The sequence below is a fragment of the Streptomyces sp. NPDC048254 genome (assembly GCF_043201895.1).
Lineage (GTDB): Bacteria > Actinomycetota > Actinomycetes > Streptomycetales > Streptomycetaceae > Streptomyces.
Genome location: NZ_JBICZJ010000005.1, coordinates 366,526 through 382,663 on the forward strand (window position 1 = coordinate 366,526; position 16,138 = coordinate 382,663).

The following is a 16,138-nucleotide window of genomic DNA, read 5'->3' on the forward strand; positions in this document are numbered from 1 at the left end:
CTTTGATCTATCGCTTCTGCCGCTTCCAGGGCCCCGTGATGGCGAGCATGATGCCCGGGGTCTGGATGTTGGCGTACAGGGTCTTGCCGTCGGGCGAGAAGGTGACGCCGGTGAACTCGCTGTACTCCGGCTCTTCTTCGGTGCCGGCGTTCAGTTCGTTGCGGGCGATCGGGTAGGTGCGGCCGCTGTCGGTGGCGCCGAACAGGTGCTGGATGCCCTCGCCGTCCTCGGCGATGACCAGGCCGCCGTACGGGGAGACGGTGATGTTGTCCGGGCCGTCGAAGTCGCCGTCCACGGACGGGTCCGGGTTGACGCCGATGAGGACCTTCAGGGTGAGGGTGCGGCGCTTGGGGTCGTAGAACCAGACGGCGCCGTCGTGCTGGACGGGGCTCTCCGCACGGGCGTAGGAGGAGACGATGTACACGCCGCCGTCGCCCCACCACATGCCCTCGAGCTTGCGGGCGCGGGTGACCTGGCCGGTGGTGAACTGCTTGCGGACCGAGGTGGTCTTCGCGTCGCGGTCCGGGACGTCCACCCAGTCGACGCCGTACACGGTGCCGATCTTCGTGGCGCGGGAGAGGTCGTCGACGAAGACGCCGCCGGAGTCGAAGCACTTGAAGGCCTGGAGCGTGCCCGCGTCGTCGGCGAGGGTGCGCAGCCGGCCGCGGCCGTGGTGGAAGTGCTCGGGCGGGGTCCAGCGGTAGAGCAGGCCGTTCGGGTTGGACGCGTCCTCCGTCAGGTACAGGTGGCCGCGCTTGGGGTCGACGACGACGGCCTCGTGGGCGTACCGGCCCAGCGCCTTGATCGGCTTGGGGTCCCGGTTGGCCCGGCGGTCCTCGGGGTCGACCTCGAAGACATAGCCGTGGTCCTTGGTGAAGCCGTTGGTACCGGCCTTGTCCTCGGTCTCCTCGCAGGTGAGCCAGGTGCCCCAAGGGGTGTTGCCGCCCGCGCAGTTGGTGGCGGTGCCGGCGATGCCGACCCACTCGGCGACCTTGTCGTGGCGTACCTCGACGACCGTGCAGCCGCCGGCGGCCGCGGGGTCGTAGACGAGGCCCTCGGTGAGCGGCACCGGGTGGGTCCAGTTGGCGCGGGGGCCGGCCAGCTCGTGGTTGTTGACGAGGAGGGTGGCGCCGCGGGGGCCGCCGAAGGTGGCGGTGCCGTCGTGGTTGGAGGGGGTGAACTCGCCCGACTCCAGCCGGGTCTTGCCGCTGTAGGTGATGACGCGGTACTCGAAGCCGGCGGGCAGGGCGAGGATGCCGTCGGGGTCGGGGAGCAGCGGCCCGTAGCCGACGCCGCCGTGTCCGTGTCCGTGCCCCGACTCGGCCGCGTCGGACGCCTCGGTCTCGGTCTCGGTCTCGGTCTCGGTCTCGGTGGAGGCGAGGGCGTTCGGGGCGGTGGCGAGGGCGCCGACGCTGCCCGCCAGCGCGACACCGGCACCGGTGATCGCGGATTTCCTGGCGAAGTCCCTGCGGGTGAGCGACATGGTGTCTCCTGTGACGGTCGATGGGCCGTGGAGGGTGGCGGACCTCAAGTCGGCGCACACGCTCCCGGCCACATCTGAACTCCGCCTGAACTCAGGGCGACATCCGCTTCGTGTGTTCCATGAATCCGTATGTGCCGCCCCACGGCAGCCAAAAGCCACACCCAAGAACGGGCCGCCTGAAATCCTCTCTTCCGCCACGACGGCGCTCGGCCACACTCGACGCGTCCGGCGGTGCCGGGCGCCCGCGCGCCCCCGCGCACCCCCGGCCCTTCGGCCGCTACCCCCCGTGCTGCGACCGCGCCTTGAACGCCGCCTTCCGGGCCTCCTTCGCGACCTTCTTGTCCGGGTGCAGGCGTCCCATCGCCTCCAGGACGTCGGCCGTGTCCGGGTGGTCGACCCGCCAGGCCTCGGCGAAGAACCCGGCGTGCTGCTGGGCCAGCCCCTCGACCAGGGCCTGCAGCTCCTCGGAGTTCCCTTCGGCGGCCAGCTGGGCGGCGACCGTGTCGATGGTCAGCCAGAAGATCATGTCCGGCGAGGGCGCCGGCACGTCGGCGGCGCCGCGCTCGGTCAGCCAGACCCTGGCCAGCCCGCCCAGTTCGGGGTCGCCGAGGACCTCGCGGAGCGCCGGCTCGGCCTCGGTGCCGACCAGGGACAGCGCCTGCTGGCAGCGCAGCCGGCGCAGTGGCGCGCCCGCGTCCTCGCCACGCGCGGCGGCCAGCAACTCCTTTGCGGCGGCGAGGGATTCGCGGCGGGCCAGCCACCGCTCTGTCTCCGCCTGCGCGGCCCCCTGCGGAAACGCGGCCATACCGTCGAGCAGCGCGTCCGCGCCCTTGTCGGCGAGCTCCCCGACCGCCGGCGCCTCGAACCCGGCCTCCAGCAGCCGCGCCCGCAGCCCGTACGCGCCGAGCGGGGTGAGCCGCACCATGCCGTAGCGGGTGACGTCGCTCTCGTCGACCGGTCCCGCCGCCGGCTCCTCCTCGGCGTCGGCCATGAGCGCCTCGTCGACCGGCTGGTAGGCGACGAGTCCGACCGGCTCCAGCATCCGGAACTGGTCGTCGAGCCGCATCATCGCGTCGGAGACCTGTTCGAGAACGTCGTTGGTCGGCTCCCCCATGTCGCTGGGGACGATCATCGACGCGGCGAGCGCGGGCAGCGGCACCGGCGCCTCGCCGGGACCGCCTTCGCTCACCGTCAGCAGGTACAGGTTGCCGAGGACGCCGTCGAGGAATTCCCCCTCCGCCTCGGGGTCCCAGCCGAGTGACGAGAAATCGACCTCGCCGCCCTCGCCGAGCGCGTCGACAATTCCGTCCAGGTCGGGCACGCTCGCGTCGCCGATCACGGTCTCCAGCGCGGCCAGCCAGACCGCGAGGACGTCGTGCGGGGAGCCCCCGGTGAGCAGCGCCAGCTCCTCCCCCGCGGCCACGGTCCCGGCCTCCTCGTCGACGATCTCGACGAGCCCGGTGTCCAGGGCGACCCGCCAGGCCTCGGCGGCGTACGCGGCGGCGTCGTCCCCGGTGAGCCCGAGCAGCTCGGCGGCGGCCGGGAGCTCTTCCTCGACCAGTCCGCCACCTGCGTCGACGCGGGTGTCGGGCCCGGCCCAGCGGGCGAGGCGGGCGGCCCGGGAGAGCAGCGGCGTGGCCAGCGCGGCGCGTGCCAGCTCCGCTTCGGGGCGCAACCGCACCGGCGGCAGGGGGGAGCTGTCTGACATCGGGTGGTTCTCCTCGGACGCCTCTACGGTCGTACGACGACATGGACTCCGTACGACGGCCGTACGACCATCGGGACGCCGTACGCCTCAGCCGCTCAGCCTAGACGGATTTCGACCCATGCCACCCGGTTCATCTCCTCGCCGGGCTCCGTACATGGCTGAAACCTTGACAACTCCCCTATGCAAGGACGAGATTGACGCGCGTAGAAATCAGGGGGGACAAGTGTGCACTCCTTGTCTACGCGTGTCATGCCCACTCCATGACGCACCCTCGTCCCGGCACCGTTTATGTCCCCGGAGGGATTTCCTTGCCGAGCAGGTCTTCCGCGCGTCTCGCCGCGCTCACCGTCGCCGCCGTCTGCAGCGCGGCGTCCACCGTCGCCCTCACCTCGCCCGCCCAGGCCGACGGGCTGCGCATCCACGACGTCCAGGGCGCCACGCGCATATCGCCGTACGCCGGCCAGAAGGTGACGGACGTCCCCGGCGTCGTCACGGCCACGCGCACCTACGGCTCCTCGCGGGGTTTCTGGCTCCAGGATCCGACGCCGGACGCCGACCCGGCCACCAGTGAGGGCGTCTTCGTCTTCACCAGCTCCACCCCGAAGGTCGCGGTCGGCGACTCCGTCACGGTCACCGGCACGGTCTCCGAGTACGTCCCGGGCGGCGCCACCACCGGCAACCAGTCGCTGACCGAGATCACCAAGCCGACGGTCACCACGGTCTCCACCGGCAACGCGGTCCCGGCGCCGGTCGTGATCGACAAGAAGTCGGTGCCGGCCAAGTACACCCCGGCGGGTGACACCGCCGCGGCCGGTTCGATCAACGGCCTGACGCTCCAGCCGAAGAAGTACGCCCTGGACTACTACGAGTCCCTGGAGGGCATGAACGTCCGGGTCCGCGACACCCGCGTGGTCACCGCCACCGACCCGTACGCCGAGCTGTGGGTCACGGTGAAGCCGCACGAGAACCGCACCGTCCGCGGCGGCACGCTGTACCGCTCCTACGACGACCAGAACACCGGCCGCCTCCAGATCCAGTCCCTTGGTTCGACCGCCGACTTCCCGGAGGCGAACGTCGGCGACACGCTGGCCGGCGCCACGACCGGCCCGCTGGACTACAACCAGTTCGGCGGCTACACCCTCGTCGCGAGCGAGCTGGGCACCCTCAAGAGCGGCGGCCTGCAGCGCGAGACGACGAAGAAGCAGTCGAAGAGCGAGCTGGCCGTCGCCACCTACAACGTCGAGAACCTCGACCCCTCCGACGGCACCTTCGCCGCGCACGCCGCCGCGATCGTGAACAACCTCCAGTCGCCCGACATCGTGTCCCTGGAGGAGATCCAGGACGACAACGGAGCGACGGACGACGGCACGGTCGCCGCCGACGTGACGGTGAACAAGCTGATCGACGCGATCGTCGCGGCCGGTGGCCCGAAGTACGCCTGGCGTTCCATCAACCCGGTCAACGACAAGGACGGCGGCGAGCCCGGCGGCAACATCCGCCAGGTCTTCCTCTTCAACCCCGAGCGGGTGTCCTTCGTCGACCGCGCGGGCGGCGACTCCACCACCGCGGTGGGCGTCACCAAGGTGCACGGCGAGGCCCAGCTGACCGCCTCGCCCGGCCGGGTCGCCCCGGCGGACTCCGCCTGGACGGCCAGCCGCAAGCCGCTGGCCGGCGAGTTCGTCTTCCGCGGCAAGACGGTCTTCGTGATCGCCAACCACCTGAACTCCAAGGGCGGCGACCAGGGCCTGACCGCGCAGTACCAGCCGGTGGCGCGCAGCTCGGAGGTCCAGCGCCACGCGCAGGCGACGCTGGTCAACGCGTTCGTCAAGAGCATCCTCGACGTCCAGAAGGACGCGAACGTCATCGCGCTCGGCGACATGAACGACTTCGACTTCTCCGGCACCACCAAGATCCTGGAGAGCCACGGCGCGCTCTGGTCGGCGATCCGGTCGCTGCCGACCAAGGAGCGCTACACCTACGACTACCAGGGCAACGAGCAGGTCCTGGACCAGATCCTGATCAGCAAGGAGATCCGCCGGGGCGGCGACTTCGAGTACGACAGCGTGCACGTCAACTCGGAGTTCCACGACCAGATCAGCGACCACGACCCGCAGGTGCTGCGCTTCCGCCCGTGAGGCCCTCGTTTCAGGGCTGGCTGAACACCCCGTCCAGCCAGCCCTGCCAGGCGCGCTCGTTGGCCTCGGCGTCGGCGTCCGGTGCGAAGTCGTGGATGCTGATGCCGACCGGGGCGCCCCAGTGGTTGCGTCCGAAGAACCGGACGAGGGCGTCGTCGGTGCGCAGCCCGATGAAGTACGGGTTGCGGTAGTCGACCACCGCCTCCAGCGTCCGCCCGCCGGGCCCCCGGACACCCGCCTTCGCGCCCTCGGCCAGGTCGTCCGGCAGGCCCAGGGCGCGGCCCACGGCGTCGAAGGCGTCCGGCGCCTGGGCCGCCTCGGGGCCGTTGAGCTGCGCGAAGGTGACCGGACGGGGCGCGAAGTGGACCAGGTACTCGCGCAAAGTGTGCAGATAGAAGTCGGTGTGCCTGCTCGCGCCGTCGTACTGGTTGTCCCAGTCGTCGGTGAAGATCCCGCTGTGCACATAGCGCACCCAGGCACGGCGGCCGCCGTCCCGCGGCTCGATGACGTGCTCCAGCTGGTTGACGCTCTGGACCGGGAACCCGACGTCCTCGCTGCGGACGACCAGGTGGTGCGGGGGCTCGTAGGCGGTCACGGTCGACCCGAAGGCCGCCGCGCCGCCCACCCGGGGCTCGGGCGGGTCCATCGGCCACAGGTAGGCGCCGGAGCCGTTGGTGATCGCCTCCCACACCTCCTGGGGCGTGGCGTCGACCTCGAACTCGCGGGCGATCTCGAATTCCTTGGACATGTCGGGGCTCCTGCTGCCTACTGTTCCGATTCGGGGGTGATGGTCCGCTCCGAGACCCCGGGCCGGCCCTCGACCGGCGGGAGGATCTCGGCCGCGGGGTGGATCTCGGCCGCGGGGTGGATCTCGGCCGTCGGGCGGTTCTCAGCCGTCGGGCCGGTGTCCGCCGTCGGGCCGGGGTCGGCCTTGACCGTGGGGTGGAGGGCGACGACGATCCGGTGGTCCCGGCCGTCCTCCGTGTCGGGCGCGTCGTACTTGCGGATGAGCGCGCTCACGCCCGCCGTCAGCTCCTGCACGAACGCCGCGCGGTCGGCGGCGGAGGCGAAGCGCACCTCGCCGTCCAACGCGTAGGTCGCCAGCTGCCTGCGGGCCTTGGTGGCACCGCTGATCAGCGTGCCGACGTCGCGCACCAGGCGGGCGCCGAGCGCGAGCAGCCAGCGCGCGGAGAGCTGGTCGCGGAAGCGGTCCGGGTCCGGCTGTACGGCGGGCAGGGCGGCCGGCGAGATGACGTACGACGCGGCGGTCGCGCGCATCAGGCGTTCGTTGACATTGCCCTTGCGCCGCTCCCCGGCCAGCTCGACCAGGCCGTGCCGCTCCAGCGCCTTGAGGTGGTAGTTCACCTTCTGCCGGGGCAGCCCGACCTTGCCGGCCAGCATCGCGGCCGACGCGGGTGCGGCGGCCAGTTCGGCGAGCAGCCTGGCCCGTATGGGGTCCAGCGACACCGCCGCGGCCGCGGGGTCCTCGATCACGGTCACTTCCAGCATGACTCCACCGTCTCACCGAAAACTTTTTTTGTCCAGACGGATCAGGTTTTCGGTGGGACGGTGGAGAGGAAGCCCCCTTGGGCCGGCCTCAGTCGCGCCTGTCCCGGCGCCGGGCCCCTATGGCGACGGCACCGGCGACGGCGAGTGCGGCGCCCGCGACCAGCACCGGGCGGGCGTGCCGCAGGGCGCCCCGGACGGCCGTGCGCGCGGACTGCGGGACGCGCCCCTCTGCGGCGTGGCCCGCCTCGACGGCCTTTTCGGACGCCAGATGGCCCATCCGTCCCGCCCGCTCCTGGACGGCATGTCCGGTCCTGAGCGCCTGCTCCTGGACCGCGTGTCCGGTCCTGAACGCCCGCTCCTGCAGCGTGTGCCGCGCCTTCGCCATGTGCTCCTGGGTCGTGTGGCCGCCCTTCGCCGCCCGGCCCTGGGTCTGATGGCCGGCCCGGGTGGCGGTCTGGCGCAGCTGGACGGTCAGGGCGCCGGCCTTGTCCTTGAGATCGGCGGCACGGGCCTGGGTGCGCCCCTTGAGGTCTGCCTTCGCCGCCAAGGAGCCCGCGGTGTCGGCGATTCGGGCCCCCGTTCCGTGTGCGGTCCTCTTCGTCATCGGTACTGCCCCTCCGGGTCTCGTCGGCGTCCGCTTGTGCCTGCGGACCTTCCGAGTACCCAGGTCGCCGACGGTCAGGCGGGGCGCCCCGTCCGTCAGCCCCGTTCCCCCCGCTCGCCGAGCCGTGCGAGCTGACTCTGGAACCAGTCGAGGCGGGCCTGCAACAGGGCCGCCTCCGCGACCAGTTCGGGCACCCCGAAGCCCTCGCCGGGCACCGGCGCCGGCGCGGCGGCGACCGCCTCCGCAGCCCCGGCGGCCACCCGCAGCCCGGCTCCGGCCAGCCGGGCGAACCCGGCGAGCGAGACGGACGTACGGGCGCGTACACAGCCTCCGCAGGCGGCCGCCAGGGCCCGCCATCCGGGTCTGCCCCAGCCCGCGTCGGCGAGCGCCACGGCCGGTCCACCGCAGGCGCACGAGCCGACGGTGGCCGTGCGGACCCGCTGCCGGGCGTAGCGGAAGCCGCGTTCGAAGCGGATGTAGGCGCCGAGCACGGAGACCTCCAGCAGCACGGCCGCCCGGTGCTCGGCGGTGCACAGCAGGGCCTCGGCGGCCGCGCGTTCGTGCACGCAGTGGAAGCCGCAGTCGCACAGCCGCGCGGGCGGGCGGTGCCGTCGGCCGTAGACGCAGGACGCGTCGTCCAGCACTCCGTACGGCAGCGCGCCGCCCAGCGACACGCCGGTGAACCCGGCCCGGGCGCCGTCCTGGGACAGCACCGGGTGGGCGATCTTGTAGCCGGTCGGCGGCTCCGTCGGGCGTTCCGCCGGGAGCCGCAGCCTCATCGGGCGGCCGGGGCCTCTTCGGGCACCGACACGGTCTGGGGCTCGTGGCTCTCTTCGGGGATCTCGGGTTCTTCGACGTGGACGAGCGGCCGCTCCTGAGCGACCCCGGTGGCCAGTGCCCTGCCGAGCTTCATGACGCCTCCCATGACCTGCCGTCGGTGACCGTCCGGCCCATAGTGGCCCATGAGGGGCCGAGTTGGACATAGGGCCTCGGCGTGCCCGGGAGAGCGATGACCTGGCGATGACTTAGCATTTCTAAGACGTATCTCGTACAAAAATTAAGTGGAGCTAAGCTGTCGCGTTGCCGAGACTACCCCCATGACGAACCCACGCGACACCACCCGCTCGCCCCGATCGCCCCGCCCCTTCGGCCGCACCCTCTGCGCGATGGTCACGCCGTTCACCGGGGCGGGGACGCTCGACCTCGACGGCGCCCGGCGGCTGGCCGCGCAGCTGGTGGCGGAGGGCTGTGACGGTCTGGTGCTGAACGGCACCACGGGAGAGTCGCCGACCACCACGGACACGGAGAAGGCGGAGTTGATCAGGGCCGTCCGGGAGGCGGTGGGCGAGCGGGTGCCCCTCGTGGCGGGCGTGGGCACCGCGGACACCCTGCACACGGTCGAACTCACGCTCGCGGCCGAGAAGGCGGGCGCGGACGGCGTCCTGGTGGTGTCGCCGTACTACAGCAGGCCGCCGCAGGACGCGCTGGAGGCGCACTTCCTGGAAGTGGCGGAGGCGAGCGGGCTGCCGGTGATGCTGTACGACATCCCGGGCCGCACCGGCACCCGTATCGAGCCGGAGACACTGATCCGGCTCGCCGCGCACCCCCGGATCGTGGCGGTCAAGGACTGCTCGTACGACTTCCTCGGCGCCCAGAAGGTGCTGGCGCGCACGGGACTGGCCTACTACACGGGCTGCGACGAGCACATCCTCGCCCTGTACGCGGTGGGTGCGGCGGGCTGTGTGAGCACGGTGGCCAATGTCGTCCCGTCCCGCGTCGCGGCGATCCTGGACGCGTTCGACGCCGGGGACACCGCTCGCGCCGCCGAACTGCAACTGCGGACCACGCCGTTGATCGAGGCGATGACGGCCGCCGGGCTGCCGGGCACGGTCACGTCGAAGGCGCTGCTCACCGCGCTCGGCCGGCCGGCGGGACCGGTGCGGGCGCCGCTGCGGCCCGCCGGCCGGGAGGCGGCCGACGGGCTGCGGGCGGTGTACGAGGAGCTCGCGGCCGGCTGATCAGCGGCGGGCGAAGACGGGCTGCCACGCCTTGAGATAGTCGTACATCTGCTTCTGGACCCCGCTCAGCGGCACGATCTTGTCGCTGCCGATCGTCACCAGCACGAGCCGGGCCCGGTACGGCTCGTCCAGGCCGCTGGCCCGCTCCCAGGCGACGAGCCGCCGGTCGTCGGCCCAGGCCAGCAGGTCGCCGCCGCGGACCTTGGTGATCTCCTTGCCGGTGCGGGGATCACGGATCGAGGAGTACGACTTCCCGGGGGCGACCTCCTTGGTCAGACCGAGCGCGGCGAGCCGACCGTTCGGGGACAGCCGTGCGTCGACGTCCGTCCGCAGGTACCGCTCGTCGGCCGGGGCGGCGATCCTGCCGCCGTCGAGGTCGTAGAACTGCTGCATCCCGTCCCTGCTGCCGATGACCTGGGCGTACACCTGATCGCCGGTGCGGCTGTAGGAGAAGTCCCCGCGCGTGGGGGTGGCGCGGTCGGACGCGACCCCGGTCCAGGCGCCCTTGCCGGAGGTCACGTCGATGTCGTAGAAGCCGGTCCGGGTCGACGTGGCGAACGCGGGCCCCCACTCCAAGCCGCCCTTGAGGTTATCGACCTTGGCGCGCACATCGGGGTTGTCGCCGTACGTCGTCGCCAGGAGCCGGGTCCCGTCGTACGAGAAGGCGAGTCCGCCGACCCCGTGCTCGACCGGGATCCACCGCTCGACCTTCCTCGTCGCGAGGTCGAGCAGGCCGATCCGGCGGACGGGCAGGTTCTGCTCCAGCACGGCGGCCGTCCGCAGACCCGGCGCGACGGCGACGAAGGACCACCGGGAGTCCTTCACGTAGGTGCCGGTCCCCTGGTCGAGCAGCCGGTACGTGCGGACGCCGATGCCCTTGTCGTCCGTCTGCGGCACGGTCCGCCAGGTGTAGTACGCGGCGAGCGCCGTCCGGCCGGCCGCGATGAGCTCGCGCGGCGGCGACTGGTCCGGGTGGCCGGTGATCCCGTTCCGCTGCACGACCCCGGACGGACGCACATCGCTCTTCCCGGAGTCCAGCAGCGGCACCGCCACCGCGACGGCGACCACGGCGGTCGTCGCGGCGGCCACGGCGGCGAGCCGGCGGGTACGGCGGCGCCGGCGGACGGCCAGCACCCGGTCGGCGAAACCCGGTCCCGCCGACGGCTGTTCGGCGGCCTGTTCGCGCAGGGCGTCTCGGAGGAGTTCCTCGACGTTCACGGCCGCACCTCCACGGGCGAGTAGTCACGGGACGGCGGCTGTGCGCGGCCGGGATCCGGGTCGAGGGCGGCCAGTTCGGGTGCGAGGGTGCGCAACCGGGCCAGGGAGCGATGGGTGGTGGACCGTACGGTGCCGACGGAACAGCCGAGCAGCCGGGCCACGTCGGCCTCCGGCAGGTCCTCGAAGTAGCGCAGGACCAGCACCGTGCGCTGGCGGGCGGTGAGCCGGGACAGGGCCGTGCGCAGGACGAGGCGCAGTTCGGCGGCGGACGCGGTGTCGGGGGCCGGCGGGCTCTCCGGGAGTTCGGCGACGCTGAGTTCGCGCCGGCGCCACTTCAGGCGCCAGCGGCCGATCTGCTGCCGGTAGAGGACCTGCCGGACATAGGCCTCGGGCTCGTCGATGCGGTGCCAGCGGCCCGCCGCCTTGATCAGGGCGTTCTGCAGCAGGTCCTCGGCCGCGTGCCGGTCGCCGCCGGCGAGCAGCACGGCGGTCCTCAGCAGCGCCGAGGACCGGCCGTCCACGAACTCCCGGAAGCTCTCGTCCAGTTCCGCATCCATCGTCACCTTCTCTTCCCCCGGGCCCACCTGGTGTCCGGGCCCTGTACCCGTGGTGACGCGTGCGGAGCGGCGCGACTATGCCTGTCCGGCGCGAGAATATTCACCCGCGCTCCGCGCGCACGCTGCCGTACGTTGGCCCCGTGAGCCGCCCCCTGCTGTTCCTGGACGTCGACGGCCCCCTCAACCCGTACGCGGCGCAACCCGAGCGGCGCCCCGAGGGCTATACGACGATCCGGGCGACCGTCCGCCCCGGGCGCCCCCTGCGGGTGTGGCTGAACCCGTCCCACGGCCCCGCCCTGCTCGCCCTCGGCTACGAGCTGTGCTGGGCGACCACCTGGATGGCCGAGGCCAACCACTGGATCGCCCCGGTCGTCGGCCTGCCCGAGCTGCCGTACGTCGACTTCGGCCGGGGCCTGCTGGCGGAGCGGCCGGACGGGGTCCACTGGAAGACGGAGGCGATCGTGGCCTACGCCGAGGGGCGCCCGTTCGCCTGGGTGGACGACGAGCAGAGCCCGGCGGACACGCTGTACGTCCGCGCCCACCATCCCGGCCCGGCCCTGCTCCATCACGTCAGTCCCCGGGTCGGCCTGCGCGAGGCCGACTTCGCCGCGCTGGCGGAGTTCCGGGGATCCCTGCCACAGGACGGCTGAGCGCCCGCCCGAAGGCCGGAAGGGCGCTCTTCCTCGACGCTTCCCGGAAGCCGGGCGGGTCAGTTGTGGCTGTGCAGGATCTCGTTCAGGCCGCCCCAGACCGCGTTGTTCGGGCGGGCCTCGACGGCGCCGGTGACCGAGTTGCGGCGGAAGAGGATGTTGGAGGCGCCGCTCAGGTCGCGGGCCTTGACGATCTGGCCGTCGGGCATGGTGACCCGGGTGCCCGCGGTGACGTACAGGCCGGCCTCGACCACGCACTCGTCGCCGAGCGCGATGCCGACGCCCGCCTCGGCGCCGACCAGGCAGCGCTCGCCGATGGCGATGATCACGTTGCCGCCGCCGGAGAGGGTGCCCATGGTGGAGGCGCCGCCGCCGATGTCCGAGCCGTTGCCGACGACGACACCGGCCGAGATGCGGCCCTCGACCATCGAGGTGCCGAGCGTGCCGGCGTTGAAGTTGACGAAGCCCTCGTGCATGACGGTCGTGCCCTCGGAGAGGTGCGCGCCGAGGCGGACCCGGTCGGCGTCGGCGATGCGGACGCCCTTCGGGACGACGTAGTCGGTCATCCGCGGGAACTTGTCGATCGAGGTCACCTGGAGGTGCAGGCCCTCGGCGCGGGCGTTCAGCCGGACCGTCTCGATGTCGTCGACGGCGACCGGGCCGAGGGAGGTCCAGGCGACGTTGGCGAGGAAGCCGAACTGGCCCTCCAGGCTCAGGCCGTGCGGCTTGACCAGGCGGTGCGAGAGCAGGTGCAGACGCAGGTAGACGTCGTGTGCGTCGATCGGCTTCTCGTCGATCGAGGCGATGACCGTGCGGACCGCGACGACCTCGACGTTGCGGCGGGGGTCCGGGCCGATCGCCTTGGCCGCGCCCTCGCCGAGGAGTTCCACGGCCTGCTCGGCGGAGAGCGTCTCGGTGCCGGCCGGGCCGGGCTCGGCGACCAGCCGGGGGGCGGGGAACCAGGTGTCGAGAACGGTGCCGTCGGCGGCGATGGTGGCGAGCCCGGCGGCCACGGCGCCGGTGGGACGAAGAGCAGTCGTGTCGGTCATGAGGGCAACCTAACCGGCCGGGGGCCAGGGAGGCGAACCAGCGTGCGGGGCGTCTCGGAGGGCGGGCCGTGAAGACACGCCGGGCGGTCCGCACTCCCCCGTGGTGCGGGCCGCTCGGGATCGGGGGGTGGGGTCAGGGGCGCTCGCCGGCCTTGTCCACCACCGCCGTCGTGAGCCAGCCACCAGCGGTGACGACCTTGCCGTTCATGATCGCGCGCCTTCAGGGCGACGGCCTTGCGGCCGGTGGGCGTGTCGACCAGGTGGTCGGTGATCTTCACGCCGGGTAGCAGTTCACGGTGCCTCCGCCGGTCCGGAGGGAACGGGAAGGGGAGCGACACGTTCCGCTCAGGGAATCACGCGCCCCAGCGTCTCCCGCGCGTACCCCTCGTCGTACGGCGTCCCCGTCAGCAGCACCTGGAGGCAGATCCCGTCCATCAGCGCGACCAGGGCCCGCGCCGTGACCGGGTCGGTGCGCCGTGCCAGCCGTTCGGCGAGGTCGTCGGCCCACTCGGCGGCGACGGGGCGCAGGGCCGGGCGGCGCAGGGCGGCGAGGTAGAGCTCGTACTCCAGCTCCACGGCGGTACGGTCCCCGCTCAGCCAGTCGCCGAGAATCCGGGCGAGGGCGGTGGCGAGGTCCGCCGCGGAGTCGTCCAGTCCGCCGCGCGAGGCGATCGCCTTGGCGAAGCCCTCGTTGGCCTGCCGCAGCGCGGCGACCATCAGCTCGTCGAGGGTCTTGAAGTGGTACGTCGTCGAGCCGAGCGGTACGTCCGCCGCGGCGGCGACGGAGCGGTGGGAGAGTCCGGCGAGCCCCTTCTCCCCCACCACGCGGATCGCGGCCTCGATGATCCGCTGCCGGCGCTCGGGGTCGTAACGGCGTGGCATCAGTGCGCGCCTCCCAGGTTCAGGACCACCACTCCGCCGATGATGAGCACGATCCCGGCGACCTTGACCAGGCTCAGCCCCTCCCCGAACAGCAGCAGGCCGAGCACGGCGATGGCCGCGGTGCCGACTCCGGACCAGATCGCGTACGCCGTGCCGATCGACACGGTCTTCAGCGTCGCGGCCAGGAGCAGGAACGACACCACGTATCCCAGTGCCGTCACCAGCGAGGGCCAGAGCCTGCTGAAGCCCTCGCTGTACTTCATCGCCGTCGTCGCGGCGACCTCGGCGGCTATGGCGCCGGCGAGCGTCAGGTATCCCATGTGTACGAGTGTACGCAACGTTGTGTACGACCGTACACAACAGTCGTGGCACAGCGCATCCGCGGGAGGGCGCCGGGATCCGCGTCTGAACTCCCCTGCTCCCACACGAAGATGTTTAATTCTCATAGAAACCGCTAGCTGAAACGGCTCCCCGCGGCCACGCGACTCCACTAGTGTGTGCACCTCTGTGATCCATCACTGCTTCACACTTCACCCACCTCACCCTCACACCCCCGGCTGCCGCTGCCTTGGCGCCGCTGGAGGAAAAAGCGCATGCCAGAAACCACCCCCCAACCCCCGCCGCACCCCCCGTGGGAGAACGGCTGGGTCCCCGACACCTCACGGGCTCCCGGAACCCGAAGACTCTGGCTGGCCGGCACGCTGGCGATCGCCACGGTCGTCGCCTGCATCACCGCGATAGCCGTCAGCCGCACCACCCCTGACCAGGCGTCGGCGACGCCTCCCCCGCCGACCGACGCGGCCCTCGACCACGGCCCCGGCCTGCTCTCCTTCGCCTCACCGACGGCGACGGGACCGGCCACCCCCGCGAAGGACAAGTCAGGCATGCTGACGACTTCGCCCACCCCGTCCTCCTCCGCCACGGCGTCGGCCACGGCACCGGGCACCACCCCGAAGGCCTCGCCTTCCAACGCGAAGCCCTCCAAGTCCGCGCCGTCCAAGGGCAGTTCGGGCGGCTCGGGTGGTTCGGGCGGCTCCACACAGCAGTCCCCCACCCACAGGTCGGTCCGCTCGGTCAACTACCCGGACCGCTACTGGCACGTGAGCGACGGCTACGTGAAGCTCGACCCGGTACGTGGCTCGGAGTCCCGCGAGGACTCCACGTTCACCGTCGTCAAGGGCCTTGCGAACAGCTCCTGTTACTCGTTCAGGACGTCCGACGGGAAGTACCTGCGCCACCGGAACTTCGTGCTGCGCGCCGACCGCAGCGACGGCTCGTCCCTCTTCCACCAGGACGCCACCTTCTGCGCCCGGACCTCGGCCTACTCCGGCGCGGTCATGCTGGAGTCGGTGAACTACCCGGGCCGTTTCCTGCGTCACCAGAACTTCCAGCTGAAACTGGTCTCCTACCAGAACAGCGACCTCTACCGCGCGGACTCGGCGTTCCGCCTGGTGGATCCCCTGGCCTGAGCACGCGAAAAGCGGCGGCACCTGCCCGGTGCCGCCGCTTTTCGCTACGCGGGTGTCAGACGTTGAACCCGAGCGCCCGCAGCTGCTCGCGGCCGTCGTCGGTGATCTTGTCGGGGCCCCACGGGGGCATCCAGACCCAGTTGATGCGCAGTTCGTTGACGAGGCCGTCCGTGGCGGACTTGGCCTGGTCCTCGATGACGTCCGTCAGCGGGCAGGCCGCCGAGGTCAGCGTCATGTCGATCGTCGCGATGTTCGCGTCGTCGATGTGGATGCCGTAGATCAGGCCGAGGTTGACGACGTCGATGCCCAGCTCGGGGTCTACGACGTCGTACAGCGCCTCGCGGAGCTCTTCCTCCGAGGCCGGCTTCATCTCAACGGTGTCGGTCATGCCGTCTTCCTTTCGACGTCGGCCGCGCCACCCAGCGCCTGAGCCGTCGCGTCCTTCCATGCCATCCAGCTCAGGAGGGCGCACTTGACCCGGGCCGGGTACTTGGAGACACCGGCGAACGCGACCGCGTCCTCCAGCACCTCCTCCATCGCGTCGTCGGGTTCGAGCCTGCCCTTGGACTGCATCAGCTCCAGGAAGGTCTCCTGGATCTGCCGCGCGTCGGCCAGCTCCTTGCCGACCAGGAGGTCGTTCAGTACGGAGGCGCTCGCCTGGCTGATCGAGCAGCCCTGGCCCTCGTACGAGACGTCCTCGATCGTCGTGCCGTCGTACTTCACTCGGAGGGTGATCTCGTCGCCGCACGTCGGGTTCACATGGTGTACCTCGGCGTCGCCATCCCTGAGACCACGCCCGTGTGGGTGCTTGTAGTGGTCGAGGATGACTTCCTGGTACATCGAGTCCAGCTTCACG

Annotated in this window: 18 protein-coding genes; 4 read left to right on the forward strand and 14 right to left on the reverse strand. The window is 71.7% G+C overall.

The annotated features are described in order from the left end of the window. Positions 1-7: 7 nt before the first annotated feature. The gene (locus tag ACGFZQ_RS17005) at positions 8-1,483 is read right to left on the reverse strand and encodes an alkaline phosphatase PhoX (RefSeq protein ID WP_393841044.1); all 1,476 of its coding nucleotides are present in this window, start codon (positions 1,481-1,483) and stop codon (positions 8-10) included. 277 nt (positions 1,484-1,760) lie between these two features. Then, positions 1,761-3,191: a hypothetical protein gene (locus ACGFZQ_RS17010; RefSeq protein WP_393841045.1), complete on the reverse strand. Its 1,431-nt coding sequence runs from the start codon at positions 3,189-3,191 to the stop codon at positions 1,761-1,763. A 308-nt stretch (positions 3,192-3,499) separates the two neighbouring features. Between ACGFZQ_RS17010 and ACGFZQ_RS17015 the strand changes: the two genes are divergently transcribed. Further along, the gene (locus ACGFZQ_RS17015) at positions 3,500-5,326 is read left to right on the forward strand and encodes an endonuclease/exonuclease/phosphatase family protein (RefSeq protein ID WP_393841046.1); all 1,827 of its coding nucleotides are present in this window, start codon (positions 3,500-3,502) and stop codon (positions 5,324-5,326) included. Between the two features lie 10 nt (positions 5,327-5,336). Here the strand turns inward: ACGFZQ_RS17015 and ACGFZQ_RS17020 are convergent, their stop codons facing one another. From ACGFZQ_RS17020 to ACGFZQ_RS17040, 5 genes are all read right to left on the reverse strand, one after another. After that, positions 5,337-6,074, reverse strand: a complete 738-nt coding sequence (locus tag ACGFZQ_RS17020; protein ID WP_393841047.1) for an SRPBCC domain-containing protein — start codon at positions 6,072-6,074, stop codon at positions 5,337-5,339. A gap of 17 nt (positions 6,075-6,091) precedes the next feature. Continuing rightward, positions 6,092-6,835 carry a helix-turn-helix domain-containing protein gene (locus ACGFZQ_RS17025; protein WP_393841048.1) on the reverse strand — a complete coding sequence of 248 codons (744 nt, stop codon included), beginning with the start codon at positions 6,833-6,835 and terminating at the stop codon, positions 6,092-6,094. Between the two features lie 88 nt (positions 6,836-6,923). Beyond that, positions 6,924-7,439: a circumsporozoite protein gene (locus ACGFZQ_RS17030; RefSeq protein WP_393841049.1), complete on the reverse strand. Its 516-nt coding sequence runs from the start codon at positions 7,437-7,439 to the stop codon at positions 6,924-6,926. Between the two features lie 95 nt (positions 7,440-7,534). After that, positions 7,535-8,218, reverse strand: a complete 684-nt coding sequence (locus tag ACGFZQ_RS17035; RefSeq protein WP_393841050.1) for a hypothetical protein — start codon at positions 8,216-8,218, stop codon at positions 7,535-7,537. Beyond that, entirely contained in the window at positions 8,215-8,352 is a 138-nt protein-coding gene (locus ACGFZQ_RS17040; protein ID WP_393841051.1) for a hypothetical protein, read from the reverse strand. The genes ACGFZQ_RS17035 and ACGFZQ_RS17040 overlap by 4 nt, the downstream gene beginning before the upstream one ends. A 184-nt stretch (positions 8,353-8,536) precedes the next feature. Between ACGFZQ_RS17040 and dapA the strand changes: the two genes are divergently transcribed. Next, entirely contained in the window at positions 8,537-9,457 is a 921-nt protein-coding gene (gene dapA / locus ACGFZQ_RS17045) for a 4-hydroxy-tetrahydrodipicolinate synthase (protein WP_393841052.1), read from the forward strand. On the opposite strand, the gene ACGFZQ_RS17050 is transcribed toward dapA, so the two are convergent. Then, the gene (locus tag ACGFZQ_RS17050; RefSeq protein ID WP_393841053.1) at positions 9,458-10,675 is read right to left on the reverse strand and encodes a WD40 repeat domain-containing protein; all 1,218 of its coding nucleotides are present in this window, start codon (positions 10,673-10,675) and stop codon (positions 9,458-9,460) included. Next, positions 10,672-11,232 (reverse strand): SigE family RNA polymerase sigma factor, encoded by a 561-nt coding sequence (locus tag ACGFZQ_RS17055; protein ID WP_351695438.1) that lies wholly within the window; start codon positions 11,230-11,232, stop codon positions 10,672-10,674. The genes ACGFZQ_RS17050 and ACGFZQ_RS17055 overlap by 4 nt, the downstream gene beginning before the upstream one ends. A gap of 140 nt (positions 11,233-11,372) precedes the next feature. Here ACGFZQ_RS17055 and ACGFZQ_RS17060 point away from each other — a divergent pair, with 140 nt between their 5' ends. Continuing rightward, positions 11,373-11,882, forward strand: a complete 510-nt coding sequence (locus tag ACGFZQ_RS17060) for a hypothetical protein (RefSeq protein WP_393841054.1) — start codon at positions 11,373-11,375, stop codon at positions 11,880-11,882. A gap of 59 nt (positions 11,883-11,941) precedes the next feature. Here the strand turns inward: ACGFZQ_RS17060 and dapD are convergent, their stop codons facing one another. The 3 genes from dapD to ACGFZQ_RS17075 form a co-directional block, all read right to left on the reverse strand. Then, positions 11,942-12,931, reverse strand: a complete 990-nt coding sequence (gene dapD, locus ACGFZQ_RS17065; RefSeq protein WP_393841055.1) for a 2,3,4,5-tetrahydropyridine-2,6-dicarboxylate N-succinyltransferase — start codon at positions 12,929-12,931, stop codon at positions 11,942-11,944. 345 nt (positions 12,932-13,276) lie between these two features. After that, a complete protein-coding gene (locus tag ACGFZQ_RS17070) occupies positions 13,277-13,813 on the reverse strand; it encodes a TetR/AcrR family transcriptional regulator (RefSeq protein ID WP_382531776.1) in 537 nt (178 codons plus the stop codon). Continuing rightward, the gene (locus ACGFZQ_RS17075) at positions 13,813-14,133 is read right to left on the reverse strand and encodes a multidrug efflux SMR transporter (protein ID WP_351694858.1); all 321 of its coding nucleotides are present in this window, start codon (positions 14,131-14,133) and stop codon (positions 13,813-13,815) included. Before ACGFZQ_RS17075 ends, ACGFZQ_RS17070 begins: the two co-directional genes overlap by 1 nt. A 273-nt stretch (positions 14,134-14,406) precedes the next feature. Here ACGFZQ_RS17075 and ACGFZQ_RS17080 point away from each other — a divergent pair, with 273 nt between their 5' ends. Further along, positions 14,407-15,282 (forward strand): AbfB domain-containing protein, encoded by an 876-nt coding sequence (locus ACGFZQ_RS17080; protein WP_393841056.1) that lies wholly within the window; start codon positions 14,407-14,409, stop codon positions 15,280-15,282. Between the two features lie 55 nt (positions 15,283-15,337). On the opposite strand, the gene ACGFZQ_RS17085 is transcribed toward ACGFZQ_RS17080, so the two are convergent. Further along, a complete protein-coding gene (locus ACGFZQ_RS17085) occupies positions 15,338-15,670 on the reverse strand; it encodes a metal-sulfur cluster assembly factor (RefSeq protein ID WP_351732949.1) in 333 nt (110 codons plus the stop codon). Next, positions 15,667-16,137 (reverse strand): Fe-S cluster assembly sulfur transfer protein SufU, encoded by a 471-nt coding sequence (gene sufU, locus ACGFZQ_RS17090; RefSeq protein ID WP_351732947.1) that lies wholly within the window; start codon positions 16,135-16,137, stop codon positions 15,667-15,669. The genes ACGFZQ_RS17085 and sufU overlap by 4 nt, the downstream gene beginning before the upstream one ends. Position 16,138 lies beyond the last annotated feature (1 nt).